The organism is Mesorhizobium sp. M0830, assembly GCF_040319965.1.
In the GTDB taxonomy this organism is placed as follows: domain Bacteria; phylum Pseudomonadota; class Alphaproteobacteria; order Rhizobiales; family Rhizobiaceae; genus Mesorhizobium.
In genome coordinates, this window is sequence record NZ_JAMYOR010000006.1 from 51,777 (window position 1) to 67,981 (window position 16,205).

Sequence of the window (16,205 nt, forward strand, 5' to 3'; positions counted from 1 at the left end):
GCGTGAATCTATGCTCCGCCCCAATGCCTATGGCCCAGAAGCGCCAGTCATCCCGCCCGGTCCGATCCAAAGGACGCCATCCCTGCCGATCACCGAGAACCTATCGGAACCGATCCGTCTTCGATACGGCAGCTTTGCAACACGGTTCGTCTTTTCGTGTCGACTTTTCAGGTGCGTAAGGGCGGCGAAAGGGGTCGGAGTCCGCCTCTGAGTCGCACGCGAGTCCGCCGGATTCGATTTTGTCAAATCGCGTTTGATGTCGGATTCAACTGCGGGTAGATTAGACCCGAATCAGCCGGTCCTCGGGGGGCGCGGCGACCACCCAAAGTCTCTTGTTCCGGAGCTTTTCCGGCACCAGACGCGGACGGCTTCGCGTTCCCTGAATGGATTCGAAACTGGTTGGCGCAGCCCTGCGCCACGCGTGTGTCTTCGTCAAAGTGATGCGTATTCGGGTTCGGCGGCTGGCTTCCAGCAACCGGGCGGCAGAAACGATTCCGGCCAAAAGCAACAGAATGAGCAGTCCCGCAGCGCCACTTCAATCCGACACATTGGGCTCGCGCCTGACGTCGCGCGGCGACCTCACCAGCTTTTTCATGCAGCTGACCGCCGAGATCGGTGCCGACAGCTATATGCTGGTCGCCATCGTCCACGATCAGGACCGCAACGATGCGCGCATCGTCTCGTCCAACTGGATTTTCGACGCCATCGAACTGACCGGCAAGCGGCTGATCGCCGGGCTTGCGCAAGGAGCGCTCACGGTGGGGCCGGGTATCCGCCCGATCGCTCTGGTGGCATCCCAGGCGCCCGAGGCTGACGGGTTGATCACCGGTGAGGAAGCGCGCCTTCTCGACGTGCTTGGCCATGCGGAGATCTATTCGCTGCGCCTCAATGTCGGCCGCCAGCGTCTGTTCGCCCTGTTCTCCGCGGCGACTGCCGGCAACATCGACCAGCCGGCGCTGATGCGGGCGCAGCTGAAATGCTGCTATGCCCTGTCACACATCCCGCAGCTGATTGCCGCCGCCGCGATGCAGGATCCGCTGTCGGATCGCGAGCGCGAATGCCTGTTCTGGGTCTCCGAAGGCAAGACCACGGACGAGGTCGCCGTCATTCTTGGCGTCTCCTCCAACACCGTCAACAGCTACATCACCCACGCCATCCAGAAGTTCGCGGCCAGCAACCGTGCGATGGCCATCGCCACGGCGATCAGGAGCGGCATCATTTGAAACACGCCGATATCAAAGAAGCTGCCGAGGCCCTTTTCAACGAACAGCGCAATCCGTTCGGCGCCTTTTCTCTCGGCTCCGAGACCCATCACGCCGTCACCATTCCCGATGCCGTGCGGCGCTGCCGCTGGATATCAGTCGACATCAACGCCTCCGCCTTCGGCCTGTTCTTTGTCAGCCCCTCGCCCGAACGCGCACGGCTCGTCCCTTGCCTTGATTCCGACTACCCCGGCATTTCGGTGGCGACGAAATTCATTTCAGGCGCCAATGGCGAGGAGATCGTGCGCCACACCCGCATCTCGACGGAACCGCGCTGGTGGACGGATGACGGCGGCGCCGCCATGGCGGCGATGTTCGGCAACCTCGCCTGGACCGAGCAGATGGCCCCGCTGGCGCCCGGCACCAGTGGCATCGCGTTTCCTGTCCACGCCGATCGTGGGCAGTGCGGACTCGTCGTTTTCATGGGCTCTGAGATAGCCTTGCCGCAGGACGCGCTCTACGAGATCCACGCCCGCTGCTTCTCGTTGTTCGCCGCCGTGGCGCGCATCCGTCCCGGCGATGCGGGCCGCATGCGCTCTATCTCCAAGCGCGAACTCGAATGCCTGAAGCTGACCGCCAATGGCAACACCAGCGAGGAGATCGCGCGGCTGCTGAAACTGTCGGTGCACACAGCCAACCAGTATCTGACCCAGTCGACCCAGAAACTCAACGCCGTCAACCGCAACCAGGCCGTTGCCAAGGCGCTGCGGCTTGGCCTGATCGAATAAGGCAACTATAGGATTGGCCCGCTTCTGTCGGAAGCGATCGATGTTCCGCGAAAGGCCCGCGGCTCGACCTTGCGGATACGCGCCTGTTCGATGACCACCTCGAGCAGGGCCGTGTTGTGCTCCGGGTCTTCGCCCGGCTTCTCGAACGACACGTAGTTGACCACCACCGACGCGCCGTTCTCGCTCAGCGTCAGCTGGAAATAGACGGTGACCCCAGGCGGCCTCAACTCCAGATCAAGCACGATGCGCGGGCTGCCGGTCCAGTCGACATGCGCCTCGCCGCCATGGCCGAGCCGCAGTGTGCCAGGCATGAAGAACAGCTCCACCGCTGAATCGACGAGATCCGACAGGCATGCGAAATGTTCCAGCCGGATGAACGCTATATAGTCGGCGACATCGATCAGCCTCAGTTCACCCACCACCTGCTCGATGGCACTGGCGACGATGATCTCGCGGGATTTTGCATGCGGTTGACGGTTCATGAAATCTGTCTGCGCTCAGCCTTTTTCGAGTAGACGATCCGCACCAGTTCGGCGACGGCCTGGTAGAATTGCGATGGGATCACACTATCGACCGAAACTTGCTTGTACATGGAGCGGGCGAGCGCCACGTCCTCGAAGATCGGGATGTTGTTTTCGCGTGCGATCTCGCGGATTTTCAGCGCCACCAGATCCTGCCCCTTGGCCAACACCATTGGTGCCGAGTCCTCGTCGCGCACGTATCTTAGCGCGATCGAAAAGTGCGTCGGGTTGGCGATGATCAGCGTCGCGCGCGGCACCGCCGTCATCATCCGCTTGCGCGCCCGGTCGCGCGCCAGCGAGCGCAGTCGCGACTTGACGATCGGATCGCCCTCGGACTGCTTGAACTCGTCCTTGACCTCCTGCTTGCTCATGCGCAGATCCTGCTTCCAGTGGAAGCGCGACCAGACGATGTCGACTGCCGCGATCAACCCCATGACGAAGACGATCGCCACCAGGATGTCGACGGCAATGCCGCGGATGACGAGTCCGAAAGCGACCGGATTGGTGATCATGCCGGCGAGCAGCTTGCGGTGGTCTTCCGACAGAGTGAAGCTCAGCACGACGATGGCAAAGCCGACCTTGCCGAGTGACTTCAGGAACTCGACCCAACCCTGAATGCCGAACAGCCTGTTCCACCCCTTGGGGATCGAGATGCGCGAGAATTGCGGCCGCACCCGCTCGCCGACGAACTGCGGCATGTTTTGGAACACCGAGGCGCCGACACCGGCGACAGTCAGCAGCACGAACAGGCTGATGACGGCCCGGCCCACCTCGAAAATGACAGTCCTGTAGAGCGCGATGACGTCCGTCTCGGTGTCCATCGGCCACGCTTCCGGCTTCTCCAGGAACATCGACAGGAACATGCCGAGATCGATGACCGCGTCCTTGGCGTAGAAGACGGTGAACACCAGTATGGCAACGAACGATGCAAGGAGCGCCGTTTCCCGCGAATGGGGCAGTTTGCCCTGTTCGACAGTGTCGCGGATCTTCTTTTCCGTCGCCTCTTCGGTTTTCGAGTCCTTGTCGACCGCGTCAGCCATGGCGCGATCTTAGGCGGCGTCTTGGGTCGACGGAAGTTCGAAGGCGCCTTCGCGCGACAGCCGGATCGTCGTCGTCACGATCGTCTTGCGTGCTGCTGTGATATCGGCAAGAAGAACTCCTTCCGAACCTTGTCCGAGTTCGGCTTCGATCATGCGCCGCGACCGCGCGCCGATCGCCGACAGCACGGATTCGGCAAGTCCCGCCTGCGCGCCGCGCAAGGCCAGTGTGACCAGTTCGGTCGATAGCCCGTCGAACAGCAGCACCCGCGCTTTCTGGGTGAGCAGCGGCAGGTCATCGAAGGCGAACAGGCGGGCCCGCACACCATCGAGGTCGGGCGTGCCGGCGGCCTCCAGATCCTGCATGACCTCCTCGAGCAGCGGCTTGTCCAGTTCGTTGAGAACGCTGGCGACACGCGCCTGCCCGGCAGAAGTGTCTTTGGTCGAGGTTTCCGCCAACACGCTGGTGCGCAGCCGGTTTTCGACGATCTTGCTGGCGGCGTCCGGAACATTGGCCATCGTCACCATGCGCTTGATGATTTCGCCACGCATCGGCTTGGTCAACGTCAGCAGCACGCTCGCCGCAACCTGCGGCGCCAGCTTCGACAGCACCATGGCCGCAGTCTGCGGGTGCTCGCCCGCCAGGAAGGCGCCAAGCCGCGCCGGCTCGAGCTTTTCGAGCTCGGGCCAGATGGGCGGCGGGCCTTCCGGGGCGACTTCGAATCTCTTGTCGCCCATGATCGCGCTCATCTCTTCGGGCGACAGCGACTCGTTGAGGATGGTGTCCATCCTGTCGGCGGAATCGAGCAATCCCGCCCCTTCGGTGAACTCGGCCTCGAACTCGGCGACGATGCGCTCGAGATCGCTTTGCGGAATCGTCCGCAGCAGTCGGGCGCCCTCGATCAGCGCCTTCAGTTCTTCCTGCTTGAAGAATTTCAACAGGCGGCTGGCCGACGGCTTGCCCATCGCCACCAGTATGGCGGCTGCCTTCTGCGCGCGGGTCAAGGTGGCCGGCGTCGTCATGCCACTCGCCTTCGCTGCCACCGGCAAGCTCCGCAACCCATGTCTAGGCGCCCTTCGTGCCAGCGATGATTTCGGTCAGCCTGATGCCGAAGCGCGACGGATCGCTTTCCAGCACGGTGATCTCGCCGCGCGCGATCTTGCGGCCGTTGACCACAACGTCGACAGGTTCGCCGATACGACGATTAAGCGCCACCGTCGAGCCCTTCTGGAGCGCCATCAGGTCAGAGACCGGCATCTCGGTGCTGCCGAGAATGATCTGAACATCGACGGGGATGTTCATGATGACACTTGAATTGGCGCCGGAGGCGGCCCTGAACGCCGCATCCGGGCGTTGTTCCTCTTCGTGCAGAACCCCGCGCAATTCTTCGATGGCACGGTCGAGTTGTTCGTCCGGCTGGTCGAGGTCGGCTTCCACCTTGGTCTTGGCCATGAATGTCTCCAGTGCTCAGGCGCGTCCGGCGGCAGCCGGCATCAGCCCGTCGATAAAATCCTGCCCGGCATCGTAGGGATGCTTGATTCGGACGGTATAATTCTGTCCCAGTTTGCCGAATTCGCAGACGAACAGCGTCTGGCCGCGGGCACTGAGACGCGCCTGGGATTGCGCCGTCTCCTCGAATTCGATGATCTGGCCGATGTCGAAGTTGGCGAGGTCGCCGAGCGTTAGCCGGGCCAGCGGCATGGTGGCTTCGAGCGCTACCGCTGAACGCATCACCTCTTCCGAAAAGCGCGCGCGCCAGTTGGCGTTTTGATCCTTCTCGCTGACCGCGGCAACGCCGTCCCGACCGGCCAGCACGATACGCTGCGGCATCGTCACGGTGATGCTGCCGCTGTCGGCCGGCGTCGAGACGCCGAGGACGATGCGCAGTGCGGCGCCGTCGCGCAGCACGTGTCGCTTGGCTTCCATGCCAGACATCGCCCGCGGCGCCGGAAGCCGTAGCTCAAGCGAGCGCCGACCGGATCCGTTCAGCGCCTGCGCGACCTGTTGAAACACCATCGTCGAAACGTCGGTCTCGATCGGCGACAGGTCACGCTCGATCGGCGACACTGGCATGTCCGGGTCACCCCCAAACAGCGTCGAGACCATGATGGCGATCGCGGCGCCATCGATGACGAGGGTCACGGCATCGGAAGACGCCGGCGAGGCAACGACGGTCATCGCGAAATTCTCACCGGCGCGGGAACGCGCCTCGGGAACACGACTGATCTCGATCGCTTTGAGATCGACAATGACCGGAACGCCAAGCTCGCCGGTCAGGCTTTTCTGCAGCAGCGGCACAGCGCGCTCGGCCATGGCGCGACCCGCATCGATGACCTGCGCGGCCTCGCCGCTGTCACCGACGAGGCGCTCGATGATCAGCGAGCGCGCTTCCGATGGGCTGCCTGGACTGGTCATGACGGTGCTGGGACCGATCTGTCGCGCATCGTTCAGGCGGCCTTCTTTTCGACGGCGCCGGTGTTCATCGTGCTCTGCTCGACGGCGTCGATCGTCGGTCGTTCGTAGGACGAAATGGTCTTGCGGCCGAACTCGATTGCCACCTGCGGCAGCGCGCCGTTCATGTAGGCCAGCAGCGTCTGCTTGACGATGATATAGAGGCGATTCTTCTTCTCGCGCACAGTCTTGATCTTGGTGGCGACAGGCCCGACCACCGCGTAGGACAGGAAGATGCCGAGGAAGGTGCCGACCAGGGCCGCGCCGATCAGGCCGCCTAGGATTTCCGGCGACTGGTCGAGCGCGCCCATCGCCTTGACCACGCCAAGGACGGCAGCGACGATGCCGAGCGCCGGCAAGCCATCGCCAACCGCGATCAGCGCGTGATAGGCCTTCATCTTGTCGGATTTGATGGTCTGGATTTCCTCGTCCATCAGCGCCTCGATCTCATGCGAGCGAGCATTGCCGATTATGATGATGCGACAGTAGTCGCAGATGAAATGCGTCAGATCATGGTTCTTGAGCACGGTCGGGAATGCCTGGAAGATCGCCGACTCCTCGGCATTGTCGATATGGGCTTCGACCTCACTGCGCGACTTCGAGCGCAGCTCGCGCATCAGTGAGTGCAGCACGCCCAGCGTTTCGAGATAGTCCCGCTCCTTCGGCACAGCCTGCTTGAACGCTTCGAGGATGGCCTTGCCGGTGTCCTTGACCGTCTTCATCGGGTTGGCAACGAGGAAGGTGCCGAGCGCCGCACCGCAGATGACCACGGCTTCCCACGGCTGTACCAGCACATGAAGATGGCCGCCCATGGCCATGAAGCCGCCAAGGACGCAGCCGAGCGTCACCACAAGTCCAATCAGAATGCCCACGAAAGGTCCTTCCGCATTTCACATCAGGAGCAAGGAATAGCCCTCGTGCCTTGTGTGAGGCTTGAATCGAAGCCGCCGGATCCGATTCAGTTTCGCGCAAGGAAGTGGGGATATTGTCCTGACATAGCTTCGGCCGGAGGCACGTTTTTGCTGAATACCTTTACCAGCTACCAGCTCATCACCAAGGACATCTCGAAGTCGATCGACAGGATCGAGCAGCAGCCGGTGGTTGATCGCGACACCAAATATTATCTTGCCAACATAACCAAGGTGAAATCGATCGACGATTTCGTCAAGAATGACCGTCTCTTCAAATACGCCATGAAGGCCTACGGGCTCGAGGACATGGACTACGCCAAGGCCTTCATGGTCAAGGCCCTGAAGGAAGGTATCTCCAATCCCGACAGTTTCGCCAACAAGCTGACCGATAAGCGCTATGCCGAATTCGTCAGCGCCTTCAATTTCGCCGCCAACGGCGCCAATGCGACCATCTACAACAAGACGCAGCAGATGGTGACCAAGAACTACGCCACGCAGGCGGAAATCGCCGGCCTCGATCCGGCTTCGGCCTATGTGAAGGGCGAGACCACATACTATCTCGCCAACATCACAAAGGTGAAGTCGATCGACGATCTGATGTCGAACGACCGGCTCTACACATATGCCCTGGCTTCTTTCGGTCTCGATTCGGCGACGGAGGACAAGGACCTCATCAAGCGGGTCCTGCAAGGTGGCGTCCGCGATCCTGACAGCGTCGCCAACAAGATGACGGACAAGACCTACGCCGCACTTGCCTCCGCTTTCAACTTCGAAGCCTATGGTGCGAACACCACCACCATCAATCCGGCACAGCAGCCCACCGTCGACAAATATATGCGCCAGACCCTCGAAGAGGATGCCGGCAACACCAACCAGGGTGTGCGGCTGGCGCTTTATTTCGACCGCAAGGCGCCTGATATCACCAGCTGGTTCGACGTGCTGGCCGACACCGCGCTTGCCAGCGTCGTGCGCACCGTGCTCGGGCTGCCCGACTCCTTCGCCACCGCCGATGTCGACAAGCAGGCGCAGCTGTTCGAGCAGAAACTCGACATCTCGGATTTCTCCGACCCCGAGAAGCTCGGTAAGTTTCTGACACGCTTCACCAGCATGTACGAGATCAACAACCCGACGTCATCGGCGGTCACCTCGGTCGGCGTGCTCTTTGCGCAGCCGATCACGGTCGGCATCTCCACCGACCTGATGATGGCCATGCAGAAGCTGAGGTTCTGAGAGCATCATGCGGGACAGTCTGTACGTCGCCCTTTCCTCGCAGATCGCGCTCGAGCGCCGCCTCGATACGATCGCCGACAATGTCGCCAACGCCTCGACGATCGGTTTTCGCGCCACCGGCGTGAAGTTCGAGGACGTCGTCTCCGGCACCGGGTCGAAATCGGTGTCCTTCGCATCCTCTGGCAAGACCTATCTTTCCGGCGCTCACGGTGCCTTGAGCGAGACCGGAAATCCCTTCGATTTCGCCGTCCAGGGCGACGCCTGGTTCGCCATCGATACACCTGTCGGCACCGTCATGACCCGCGACGGGCGCTTTTCGATGAACGAGAACGGCGAACTCATGTCGATGGAAGGCCACGCAGTGCTCGATGCCGGCGGCTCGCCGATCCAACTCGATCCGCGCAACGGTCCGCCCAAGGCCGGGGCCGACGGTTCGCTGCGCCAGAACGGTCAGCTTGTCGGCTCGATCGGTCTCTACAATTTCGATCCGGGCGAGAATTTTGTCCGCTACGGCAATTCCGGCATCGTTCCGGCACGCACGCCTGAGCCTGTTACCGATCGCTCCGATATAGGCATCGCCCAGGGGTTTCTCGAAGAATCCAACGTCAATCCGGTGCTGGAGATCACCCGGCTGATCATGGTCCAGCGCGCCTTCGAGAACACCGCTGCCCTTATGCGGCAGACCGATTCCTCCACTGACGAGGCGATCAAGACGCTCGGCTCGAAATAGTCCATGTCACTTGACCAGCCATCCCTGCGCGCATCCGAAAGGCAGCTCCAGCCAGCCCCGAAAGACCGGCTTGCCGCGCTGGAACGGGTATGGCAGCGTTTCGCCGACGCCGAGACGCTACTCAAGCGCGGAGGCCGCGTCACCGAAGTCACGCCCACGCATTACAAGGTGCACGGCCTATCCGATTTCGCCAGGCTCGGTGACATCGTCGAGCAGCGCGGCCATGGCGGCACGCGCCATGGCGAGATCGTCAAGATCAGCCGCGACGAAGTCGTCGTGGCGCCCTTCGAACGCAGTGCAGATGCCGGCATCGGCGATGCCGTGTTCCGCCGCGGTCCGCTCGCGGTGGCGCCGCATGCCTCGTGGCGCGGCCGTACCATCGACGCGCTCACCAGGGCAATCGATGGCGGCGCGCCGCTCGTCAGGGGTGACGACGCGTCGAGCGGCGCCCAGACGACGCCCGGCGCAATGGCGCGGCAGCGTGTCGGCACCGCCTTCATGACCGGGGTCAAGGTCATCGACATCTTCACGCCGCTCTGCTTCGGCCAGCGCCTTGGCATCTTCGCCGGCTCCGGCGTCGGCAAGTCGACGCTGCTCGCCATGCTTGCCGGCGCCGACGCGTTCGACACCGTCGTCGTGGCGCTCATCGGCGAACGCGGCCGCGAAGTCCGCGAATTCCTCGAGGACACGATCGGCGACAGCATGGCCAAGACCGTCGCCGTCGTCGCCACCAGTGACGAGAGCGCCATGATGCGCCGGCGCGCGCCGGACACCGCCATGCGCATCGCCGAACATTTTCGCGATCAGGGCCACCGCGTGCTCCTGGTGCTGGACTCGATCACCCGCTTTGCCCACGCGCTGCGCGAGGTGGCGACGGGAACCGGCGAGCCACCGGTCGCGCGCGGCTACCCGGCTTCGGTGTTCACCGAACTGCCCAAGCTGCTCGAACGTGCCGGGCCAGGCACGGAAGGCAAAGGATCGATCACCGCCATCATCTCCGTGCTGGTCGACGGCGACGACCACAACGACCCGGTCGCTGATTCCGTGCGCGGCATTCTCGACGGTCACGTCGTGCTCGACCGCACGATTGCCGAACAGGGCCGCTACCCGCCGGTCAATCCGCTGTCGTCCATATCGCGGCTGGCCGACAAGGCGTGGAGCACCGAACAGCGCGCGCTGGTGACAAGACTGAAGTCGATGATCTCGCGGTTCGAGGATACGCGCGACATCCGCTTGCTGGGTGCTTACCAGGGCGGCGTCGATGCCGAGCTCGATATTGCCGTGCGCCAGGTGCCGCTGATCTACGAAGCGCTGACGCAAACGCCGAAGGACCGCCCGTCAACCGATCCGTTCTCCGATCTCGCCCGCCACCTCAAGAGCAAGCTGAATGCCGATGCCGGAGACTGAACGCGAATATACCGAGCGCATCCTGCGCGACATGATCGCCGAGGCCAACGCGGCGGAGAAAGCCCGAGCTGACGAAGCCAGAACCGCCAAGGCAAAGGTTGCCCGTGCGATCGCTGCCAAAGCCGAGGCCGTTCTGGCCAGAGCCGTAAAGCCAGCCCTGCCACGGGTTGCCAAAGCCGATTCCGTTCTGACCAAGGTCGCCGAGCCCGCCCTGCCCAGGGTTCCCCGGGCCGGGGCCGCCGAGATGACTCAAGCCAGCCGCGAATCGCTGATCGACGGGCTGTTCCCGCGCACCGAATGGCCGCAGCCGCCAAAGGCGCAGTTTCCCAGGCTGAAAAAGAAATCGGACCGGCGCAGCGACTTCGTCATTGCCGCGCTCGGCATCACGCTCGGGCTGATTTGCGCCCTGTTTCCGTGGTACATATTCTTCAATCAGGACCAATTCGGCGTACAGGCGATCAAGTTCGGCGGCACCGGCACCAATTCGGGACGGGCGGGCGGCGGCGTGGTCGCCCAACGCAGCGCGCCGCTGACGGCCAAAGACGTTCCGGCCACCAATCTCGATCTGCTCGCCACGGGAACCGTGCAGGATGACGCCAATCCCTCACCGGCACCCGACGATCAGCCCTTTCCGGCCGACGCGGCGAAATTCCGCATGGTCCATGTCGCCAATGGCCGCGCCATGATTGAGGACGACGCCGGCCTCTGGATCGTCCAGCCTGGCTCGATACTGCCGGATACCAGCCAGGTGTCATCCATCGAGCAGCGCAACGGCAAATGGGTGATGGTCACCAGCACCAACCAGGTGATCCAACTCTCCCGATAGGCGCCCCGTCTGAAGCCTGCTGCTATCCGCAAGGTCCGCGCAAGACTGGCGGCCTAGTCTTCGGGAACCCGCCCGGAGATTCCCATGGAGCCCGTTTCCCTTTTCGACCTCGCCGCCAAGCAAGCCCAGTGGCTGGCCGTGCGCCAGTCGGCCGTCGCCGGCAACATCGCCAACGCCAACACGCCGGGCTACACGGCAAACGATGTCGAACCGTTCGAAAAGGTGCTCGACCGCACAGCCGTGTCGCTTCAGGCCACACAGGCCGGTCATCTCGGTAACGCAGCGACCAATGCCGGCTTCACCATCAAGCCGCAGGAAGATGACGGCGTCATCATGCCGTCCAAGAACTCGGTCGTGTTGGAAGACCAGTTGATGAAGGCCGGCGAGGTGCGCCGCTCCTTCGAGCTCAACACGGCGATCGTCAAGGCGTTCCATTCCATGATGATGATGGCGGTGAAGAGCTGACCATGGACGCGCTGACCGCAGCCCTCAAAGTCGCAGCATCCGGCCTCGGCGCCCAATCGGAGCGGCTGCGCGTCGTTTCCGAAAACCTAGCCAACGCCCAGTCGACGGGAACTGCTCCCGGCTCCGATCCGTATCGCCGCAAGACCATCAGCTTCGTCTCCGAGCTCGACCGGACCTCCGGCAGCTCGACGGTTGCAGTGAACTCGATCGATCGTGATCCCAGTGACTTTCCGGTCGAGTTCCAGCCCGGCAACGAGGCCGCCAATGAGAAGGGCTACGTCAAGATGCCCAACGTCAACGTGCTGATCGAGATGGCTGACATGACCGAGGCCAACCGCTCTTATGAAGCCAATCTTCAGGTCGTCAAGCAGGCCCGCGACCTTATTTCGATGACCATCGACCTGATGAGGAACCAGTAATGATCAGCGGCCTCGCAGCCCTTCAGTTCAAGTCGCCGATCGGCGGCGACGATGCGGTGACAAGCCTGCTCCAGGGCAGTGCGACGTCTTCGGCCGGTGGCAATGTCGGCACCTCCTTCGCCGAAGCGTTGAGCCAGGCCGCCTCCAAGACGGTCAACACGATGCAGAACGCCGAACAGGTGTCGATACAGGCGCTCAAGGGCGACGCCGACACCCGGCAGGTGGTCGACGCCGTGATGAGCGCGCAGCAGGCGCTGCAGACCGCCGTCGCCATCCGCGACAAGGTGGTTTCCGCCTATCTCGAAGTCAGTCGAATGGGCATCTGAGGAATTCCGCCATGAAAGCACTCGCCATCGCCGCCACCGGCATGAATGCCCAGCAGACAAATCTGGAAGTCATCGCCAACAACATCGCCAACATCAACACCACCGGCTACAAGCGCGCCCGTGCCGAATTCTCCGACCTCCTCTACCAGGTCGATCGCACGCAGGGTGTGCCCAACCGCTCCAATGCCTCGCTGGTGCCGGAGGGCGTCTCGATCGGCCTCGGCGTCAAGACGACGGCCGTGCGCAACGTTCACACCCAGGGCGAACTGACCAGCACCGGCAACAGTTTCGACCTGGCGCTGACCGGCAGGGGCTGGTTCCAGATCGAAGGCGCCGACGGCGGCACGCTCTACAGCCGCGCCGGCGCCCTCAACACCAACGCGACAGGCCAATTGGTGACAGTCGACGGCGCTGCCGTCATTCCGGCCATCAACGTCCCCGTCGATGCCGTCGAGGTTATCGTCAACAAGACGGGACAGGTCTTCGCTCGCATCGACGGCCAGACCGACCTCCAGAATCTCGGCCAGCTTCAGATCGCCAACTTCGCCAACGAGGCGGGCCTGGCGCCGCTCGGCGACAATTTGTTCCAGGAAACCACGGCCTCCGGTCCGGCGAATGTCGGTGTCCCGGGCGATCCAGGGTTTGCCACCATCCAGCAGGGCTATCTCGAAGCCTCGAACGTCGATCCGGTCAAGGAAATCACCGAGCTGATCTCGGCACAGCGCGCCTATGAGATGAACTCCAAGGTTATCCAGGCCGCCGACGACATGGCCTCCGTCGTCTCCAAGAACATCCGGTAACGCATGATGTCGACGCCCGGCCTCCTGTCCGCATTCCGCCGCACCGCGCTCGTCCTTGCGCTGGTAGCGGGAGGCATGCCGGCTTTTGCCCAGGAATCGACAAACCAGTCGGCCGACCAGTCAGCCACCCAGATCGCCAGCAATCAACCTGTCGGCGACGTCGTGCTGATACCCAACCGGGTCATCTATCCCGGCCAGACCATCGAACTTGCGGCGTTGAAACAGGTGACCCTCATCGCCGGCAAGCACAAGCCGGACGGAGTCGTCACGAGGGCCGAGGAACTCGACGGCAAGGTCGCCAAGCGCACCCTGCTGCCCGGCCGCTACATCCCTTCTACCGCCATCCGCGAAGCCTGGCTGGTCGAACAGGGTGCGTCCGTGCAGGTCTTCTTCATCGCCGGCGGACTGACGATCTCGGCAACCGCGGTGACACTGCAGCCAGGTGCCGCGGGCGACCTCGTCAAGGTCCGCAACGTCGACAGCGGCAAGATCCTGTCCGGCACGGTGATGACGGATGGAACCATCCAGGTCAGCGCTTCATGATGCGCGGACTTACCCTGATATTGGCAGCCCTACTTGGCCTGCAACCGGCTCTGGCCGACGGCCTGACACCGAAGGCCAAACGCGATCTCGCCGCCAAGAATGGCGGCGTCTATAACGATCCCGAATATGATCCGGCCACCACCAGCCGCATGTTTCGGGTCTCGTCCGGGCCGAGTTCGCTGCCGCCGGGCCAGGTCGCCTCGCGCATCAAGGACATCGCCCAACTGCAGAGCTCGCGCGACAACCAGCTGGTCGGCTACGGTCTGGTCATCGGCCTTGCCGGATCGGGCGACAGCTTGCGCAACTCGCCGTTCACCGAACAGTCGATCCGCGCCATGCTCGAAAATCTCGGCATCGCCACCGAAGGCGGCAGCGCGCGCGCCAAGAACGTCGCCGCCGTCATCGTCACCGCTAACATGCCCCCCTACGTGCAGTCGGGCGCTCGCATCGACATCGACGTCTCCTCGATGGGCGACGCGACTTCGCTCGCCGGCGGAACGCTGATCATGACGCCGCTTAAGGCGGCGGACGGCGAGATCTATGCCGTCGGCCAGGGCTCGGTGATCGTTTCCGGCTTTACCGCCAAGGGACAGGCCGAGCAGCTGACGCAAGGCGTGCCGACGTCCGGCCGCGTGCCCAACGGTGCCATCGTCGAGCGTGCCGTCCAGGCCGAGTTCGACGATCAGGCAACACTGACGCTGCAACTGCGCAATCCCGACTTCTCGACCGCCATCCGTATCGCCGATGCCATCAACGACTACACCAGCCAGCGTTTCGGTGCGCGCGTAGCGGCCGAGCACGATTCGCGCACCGTGCAGATCAGAAGGCCAAAGGGTGTTTCGGCGGCTCGCTTCTATGCCGAGATCGAGAACCTGGTTGTGGAATCGGACACGCCGGCCCGTGTCGTCATCGACGAGCGCACCGGCACCATCGTCATCGGCAACGACGTCAAGATCTCGCGGGTCGCCATCAGTCACGGCACGCTCACCGTGCGCATCACCGAAGCACCGCGCATCGTGCAGCCCGAGCCCTTCTCCAAGGGCGAGACCGCCGTCGAACCGTTCACCGCCATCGAAGCCAGCCGGCCCGACGCCCGCGTTGCCGTGCTCGACGGTCCCGATCTTCAGACCCTCGTTTCCGGTCTCAACCGGCTCGGCGTCAAGCCGGACGGCATCATTGCCATTCTGCAGGGCATTAAATCGGCCGGAGCCCTGCAGGCCGACCTGGTTCTGCAATAGGCTATGCCGATGACACGCTCCTTCCCACGCCATGAAAGATATCGCCCCGTCGCTATCCTGCTCGTGACCGCCGTTCTCGCGGCTCTGCCCTTTGCCGGCGATACCGCACGCGGTGAGGAGGCGGTCCGTCAGGTCCTGCCGGGAGCGCCGGTCGCAGCGGCGCCGCAGCTATTGGCGCGAGAGAAGGCACCCGACCAAAGCGAGATCGAGCGTTTTTGCTCCAACATCGCAGACGCCGCCCGCGACCGCCGCTATGTCTTGCAGGCGGAGGAACTGAAACAGCTCCAGGCCGGCATCGACCAGCGTATGAAGGCGCTGGAGGAAAAAAAGGCCGAATACGAGACGTGGCTGAAGCGACGCGAGGTTTTCCTGGCCCGGGCCGAGGATGGCGTGGTCCAGATCTATGCCGGCATGAAGCCTGACGCCGCCGCCGAGCGGCTGGCCATCGTCAACGCCGATCTGGCGGCGGCCGTATTGATGAAGCTCGACCCCCGCAAAGCGAGCGTCATCCTCAACGAAATGGACCAGAAGGCGGCGGCGACGCTCACCGGCATCATGGCCAGCGCAGCCCGAAGGGCAGACCCGTCATGATCCGCAAAATGCTCGTCCTGTGCGCGGTCGTCATGTTGTCCGGCTGTGGAACCAACCTGAAGGAGGTCGGCAGGGAACCGGCTCTGTCACCGGTCGGCTCCGGCATCGACGGTGGCAGCACCGACTCCTCCCTCTATCGCTATCCGGAAACGCCGCCTGCGCCGCCCAGGAAATTCTCGCTGTGGGATGACCGCCAGAGCCGGTTGTTCACCGATCCGCGGGCGCTGTCCCAGGGCGACATCCTGACCGTCAAGATCAGGATCAATGACCGCGCCAACTTCAAGAACCAGAACGACAGGAGCCGCACTGCCAACCGCAAGCTCGGTTTCGATATCAGCGCGCAATGGGACAAGATCGGCAGCACCGCCGGCAAGGGTGCTGGCGCTCTGAACTCCACCACGGACACGACGGCTGATGGCGAGATCAAGCGATCGGAAACCCTGGATCTCAATGTCGCTGCCATCGTCATCGATGTCCTGCCGAACGGCAATTTGATGATCAAGGGATCGCAGGAAGTGCGCGTCAACGCCGAACTCAGGGTGCTCACCATCGCCGGCATCGTGCGGCCGGCCGATATCGGCGCCGAAAACACCATCCCCTACGAACGCATCGCCGAAGCGCGCATCTCCTATGGCGGACGCGGCCGCATCACCGAGATCCAGCAACCTGCCTACGGCCAGCAGGTGCTCGACCAGGTTCTTCCGTTCTAGGATTGGGGA

General features: G+C 63.1%; 20 protein-coding genes. 14 read left to right on the forward strand and 6 right to left on the reverse strand.

What is annotated here, in order from left to right; all coding sequences use genetic code 11:
* Positions 1-512 precede the first annotated feature (512 nt).
* Together NKI20_RS05935 and NKI20_RS05940 are read left to right on the forward strand one after the other, a co-directional pair.
* Positions 513-1,223, forward strand: a complete 711-nt coding sequence (locus tag NKI20_RS05935; RefSeq protein ID WP_352599750.1) for a helix-turn-helix transcriptional regulator — start codon at positions 513-515, stop codon at positions 1,221-1,223.
* Positions 1,220-1,990, forward strand: coding sequence for a helix-turn-helix transcriptional regulator (locus NKI20_RS05940; RefSeq protein ID WP_352829091.1), 771 nt, complete (start codon positions 1,220-1,222; stop codon positions 1,988-1,990). The genes NKI20_RS05935 and NKI20_RS05940 overlap by 4 nt, the downstream gene beginning before the upstream one ends.
* A 5-nt stretch (positions 1,991-1,995) precedes the next feature.
* Here NKI20_RS05940 and NKI20_RS05945 read toward each other — a convergent pair whose 3' ends face one another.
* From NKI20_RS05945 to motA, 6 genes are read right to left on the reverse strand one after another with little or no spacing between them, the layout of a single operon-like run.
* Positions 1,996-2,472, reverse strand: coding sequence for a BspJ family T4SS effector nucleomodulin (locus NKI20_RS05945; protein ID WP_352829093.1), 477 nt, complete (start codon positions 2,470-2,472; stop codon positions 1,996-1,998).
* The gene (gene flhB / locus NKI20_RS05950; protein ID WP_023761673.1) at positions 2,469-3,551 is read right to left on the reverse strand and encodes a flagellar biosynthesis protein FlhB; all 1,083 of its coding nucleotides are present in this window, start codon (positions 3,549-3,551) and stop codon (positions 2,469-2,471) included. Before flhB ends, NKI20_RS05945 begins: the two co-directional genes overlap by 4 nt.
* A 9-nt stretch (positions 3,552-3,560) precedes the next feature.
* On the reverse strand, positions 3,561-4,571 hold the full coding sequence (locus tag NKI20_RS05955; RefSeq protein ID WP_352829095.1) for a flagellar motor switch protein FliG: 1,011 nt from the start codon (positions 4,569-4,571) through the stop codon (positions 3,561-3,563).
* A gap of 43 nt (positions 4,572-4,614) precedes the next feature.
* The gene (gene fliN / locus NKI20_RS05960) at positions 4,615-5,001 is read right to left on the reverse strand and encodes a flagellar motor switch protein FliN (RefSeq protein ID WP_023761675.1); all 387 of its coding nucleotides are present in this window, start codon (positions 4,999-5,001) and stop codon (positions 4,615-4,617) included.
* Between the two features lie 15 nt (positions 5,002-5,016).
* A complete protein-coding gene (locus tag NKI20_RS05965; RefSeq protein ID WP_352725392.1) occupies positions 5,017-5,964 on the reverse strand; it encodes a FliM/FliN family flagellar motor switch protein in 948 nt (315 codons plus the stop codon).
* A 32-nt stretch (positions 5,965-5,996) separates the two neighbouring features.
* Positions 5,997-6,872, reverse strand: coding sequence for a flagellar motor stator protein MotA (motA, locus tag NKI20_RS05970; RefSeq protein WP_023761677.1), 876 nt, complete (start codon positions 6,870-6,872; stop codon positions 5,997-5,999).
* A gap of 147 nt (positions 6,873-7,019) precedes the next feature.
* Between motA and NKI20_RS05975 the strand changes: the two genes are divergently transcribed.
* The 12 genes from NKI20_RS05975 to flgH all read left to right on the forward strand — a co-directional run bounded on the left by NKI20_RS05975 (position 7,020) and on the right by flgH (position 16,196).
* Positions 7,020-8,141 carry a DUF1217 domain-containing protein gene (locus tag NKI20_RS05975; protein WP_352829097.1) on the forward strand — a complete coding sequence of 374 codons (1,122 nt, stop codon included), beginning with the start codon at positions 7,020-7,022 and terminating at the stop codon, positions 8,139-8,141.
* Positions 8,142-8,148: 7 nt separating this feature from the next.
* Positions 8,149-8,871 carry a flagellar basal-body rod protein FlgF gene (gene flgF / locus NKI20_RS05980; RefSeq protein WP_352599738.1) on the forward strand — a complete coding sequence of 241 codons (723 nt, stop codon included), beginning with the start codon at positions 8,149-8,151 and terminating at the stop codon, positions 8,869-8,871.
* A 3-nt stretch (positions 8,872-8,874) separates the two neighbouring features.
* Positions 8,875-10,278 (forward strand): flagellar protein export ATPase FliI, encoded by a 1,404-nt coding sequence (gene fliI, locus NKI20_RS05985; protein WP_352599736.1) that lies wholly within the window; start codon positions 8,875-8,877, stop codon positions 10,276-10,278.
* On the forward strand, positions 10,259-11,104 hold the full coding sequence (locus NKI20_RS05990) for a hypothetical protein (RefSeq protein ID WP_023761681.1): 846 nt from the start codon (positions 10,259-10,261) through the stop codon (positions 11,102-11,104). Before fliI ends, NKI20_RS05990 begins: the two co-directional genes overlap by 20 nt.
* Before the next feature lie 84 nt (positions 11,105-11,188).
* The gene (gene flgB / locus NKI20_RS05995; RefSeq protein WP_023761682.1) at positions 11,189-11,569 is read left to right on the forward strand and encodes a flagellar basal body rod protein FlgB; all 381 of its coding nucleotides are present in this window, start codon (positions 11,189-11,191) and stop codon (positions 11,567-11,569) included.
* A 2-nt stretch (positions 11,570-11,571) separates the two neighbouring features.
* A complete protein-coding gene (flgC, locus tag NKI20_RS06000) occupies positions 11,572-11,988 on the forward strand; it encodes a flagellar basal body rod protein FlgC (protein ID WP_023761683.1) in 417 nt (138 codons plus the stop codon).
* Entirely contained in the window at positions 11,988-12,314 is a 327-nt protein-coding gene (fliE, locus tag NKI20_RS06005) for a flagellar hook-basal body complex protein FliE (RefSeq protein WP_023761684.1), read from the forward strand. Before flgC ends, fliE begins: the two co-directional genes overlap by 1 nt.
* 11 nt (positions 12,315-12,325) lie before the next feature.
* Complete coding sequence (gene flgG / locus NKI20_RS06010) at positions 12,326-13,114, forward strand: flagellar basal-body rod protein FlgG (RefSeq protein ID WP_013529795.1); 789 nt, start codon at positions 12,326-12,328, stop codon at positions 13,112-13,114.
* A 3-nt stretch (positions 13,115-13,117) separates the two neighbouring features.
* Positions 13,118-13,657, forward strand: a complete 540-nt coding sequence (gene flgA, locus NKI20_RS06015; RefSeq protein WP_352829101.1) for a flagellar basal body P-ring formation chaperone FlgA — start codon at positions 13,118-13,120, stop codon at positions 13,655-13,657.
* Between the two features lie 149 nt (positions 13,658-13,806).
* A complete protein-coding gene (locus tag NKI20_RS06020) occupies positions 13,807-14,895 on the forward strand; it encodes a flagellar basal body P-ring protein FlgI (protein ID WP_352829200.1) in 1,089 nt (362 codons plus the stop codon).
* A 3-nt stretch (positions 14,896-14,898) separates the two neighbouring features.
* Positions 14,899-15,486 (forward strand): MotE family protein, encoded by a 588-nt coding sequence (locus NKI20_RS06025; protein ID WP_352599729.1) that lies wholly within the window; start codon positions 14,899-14,901, stop codon positions 15,484-15,486.
* Positions 15,483-16,196 (forward strand): flagellar basal body L-ring protein FlgH, encoded by a 714-nt coding sequence (flgH, locus tag NKI20_RS06030; RefSeq protein ID WP_352599727.1) that lies wholly within the window; start codon positions 15,483-15,485, stop codon positions 16,194-16,196. The genes NKI20_RS06025 and flgH overlap by 4 nt, the downstream gene beginning before the upstream one ends.
* Positions 16,197-16,205: the final 9 nt, after the last annotated feature.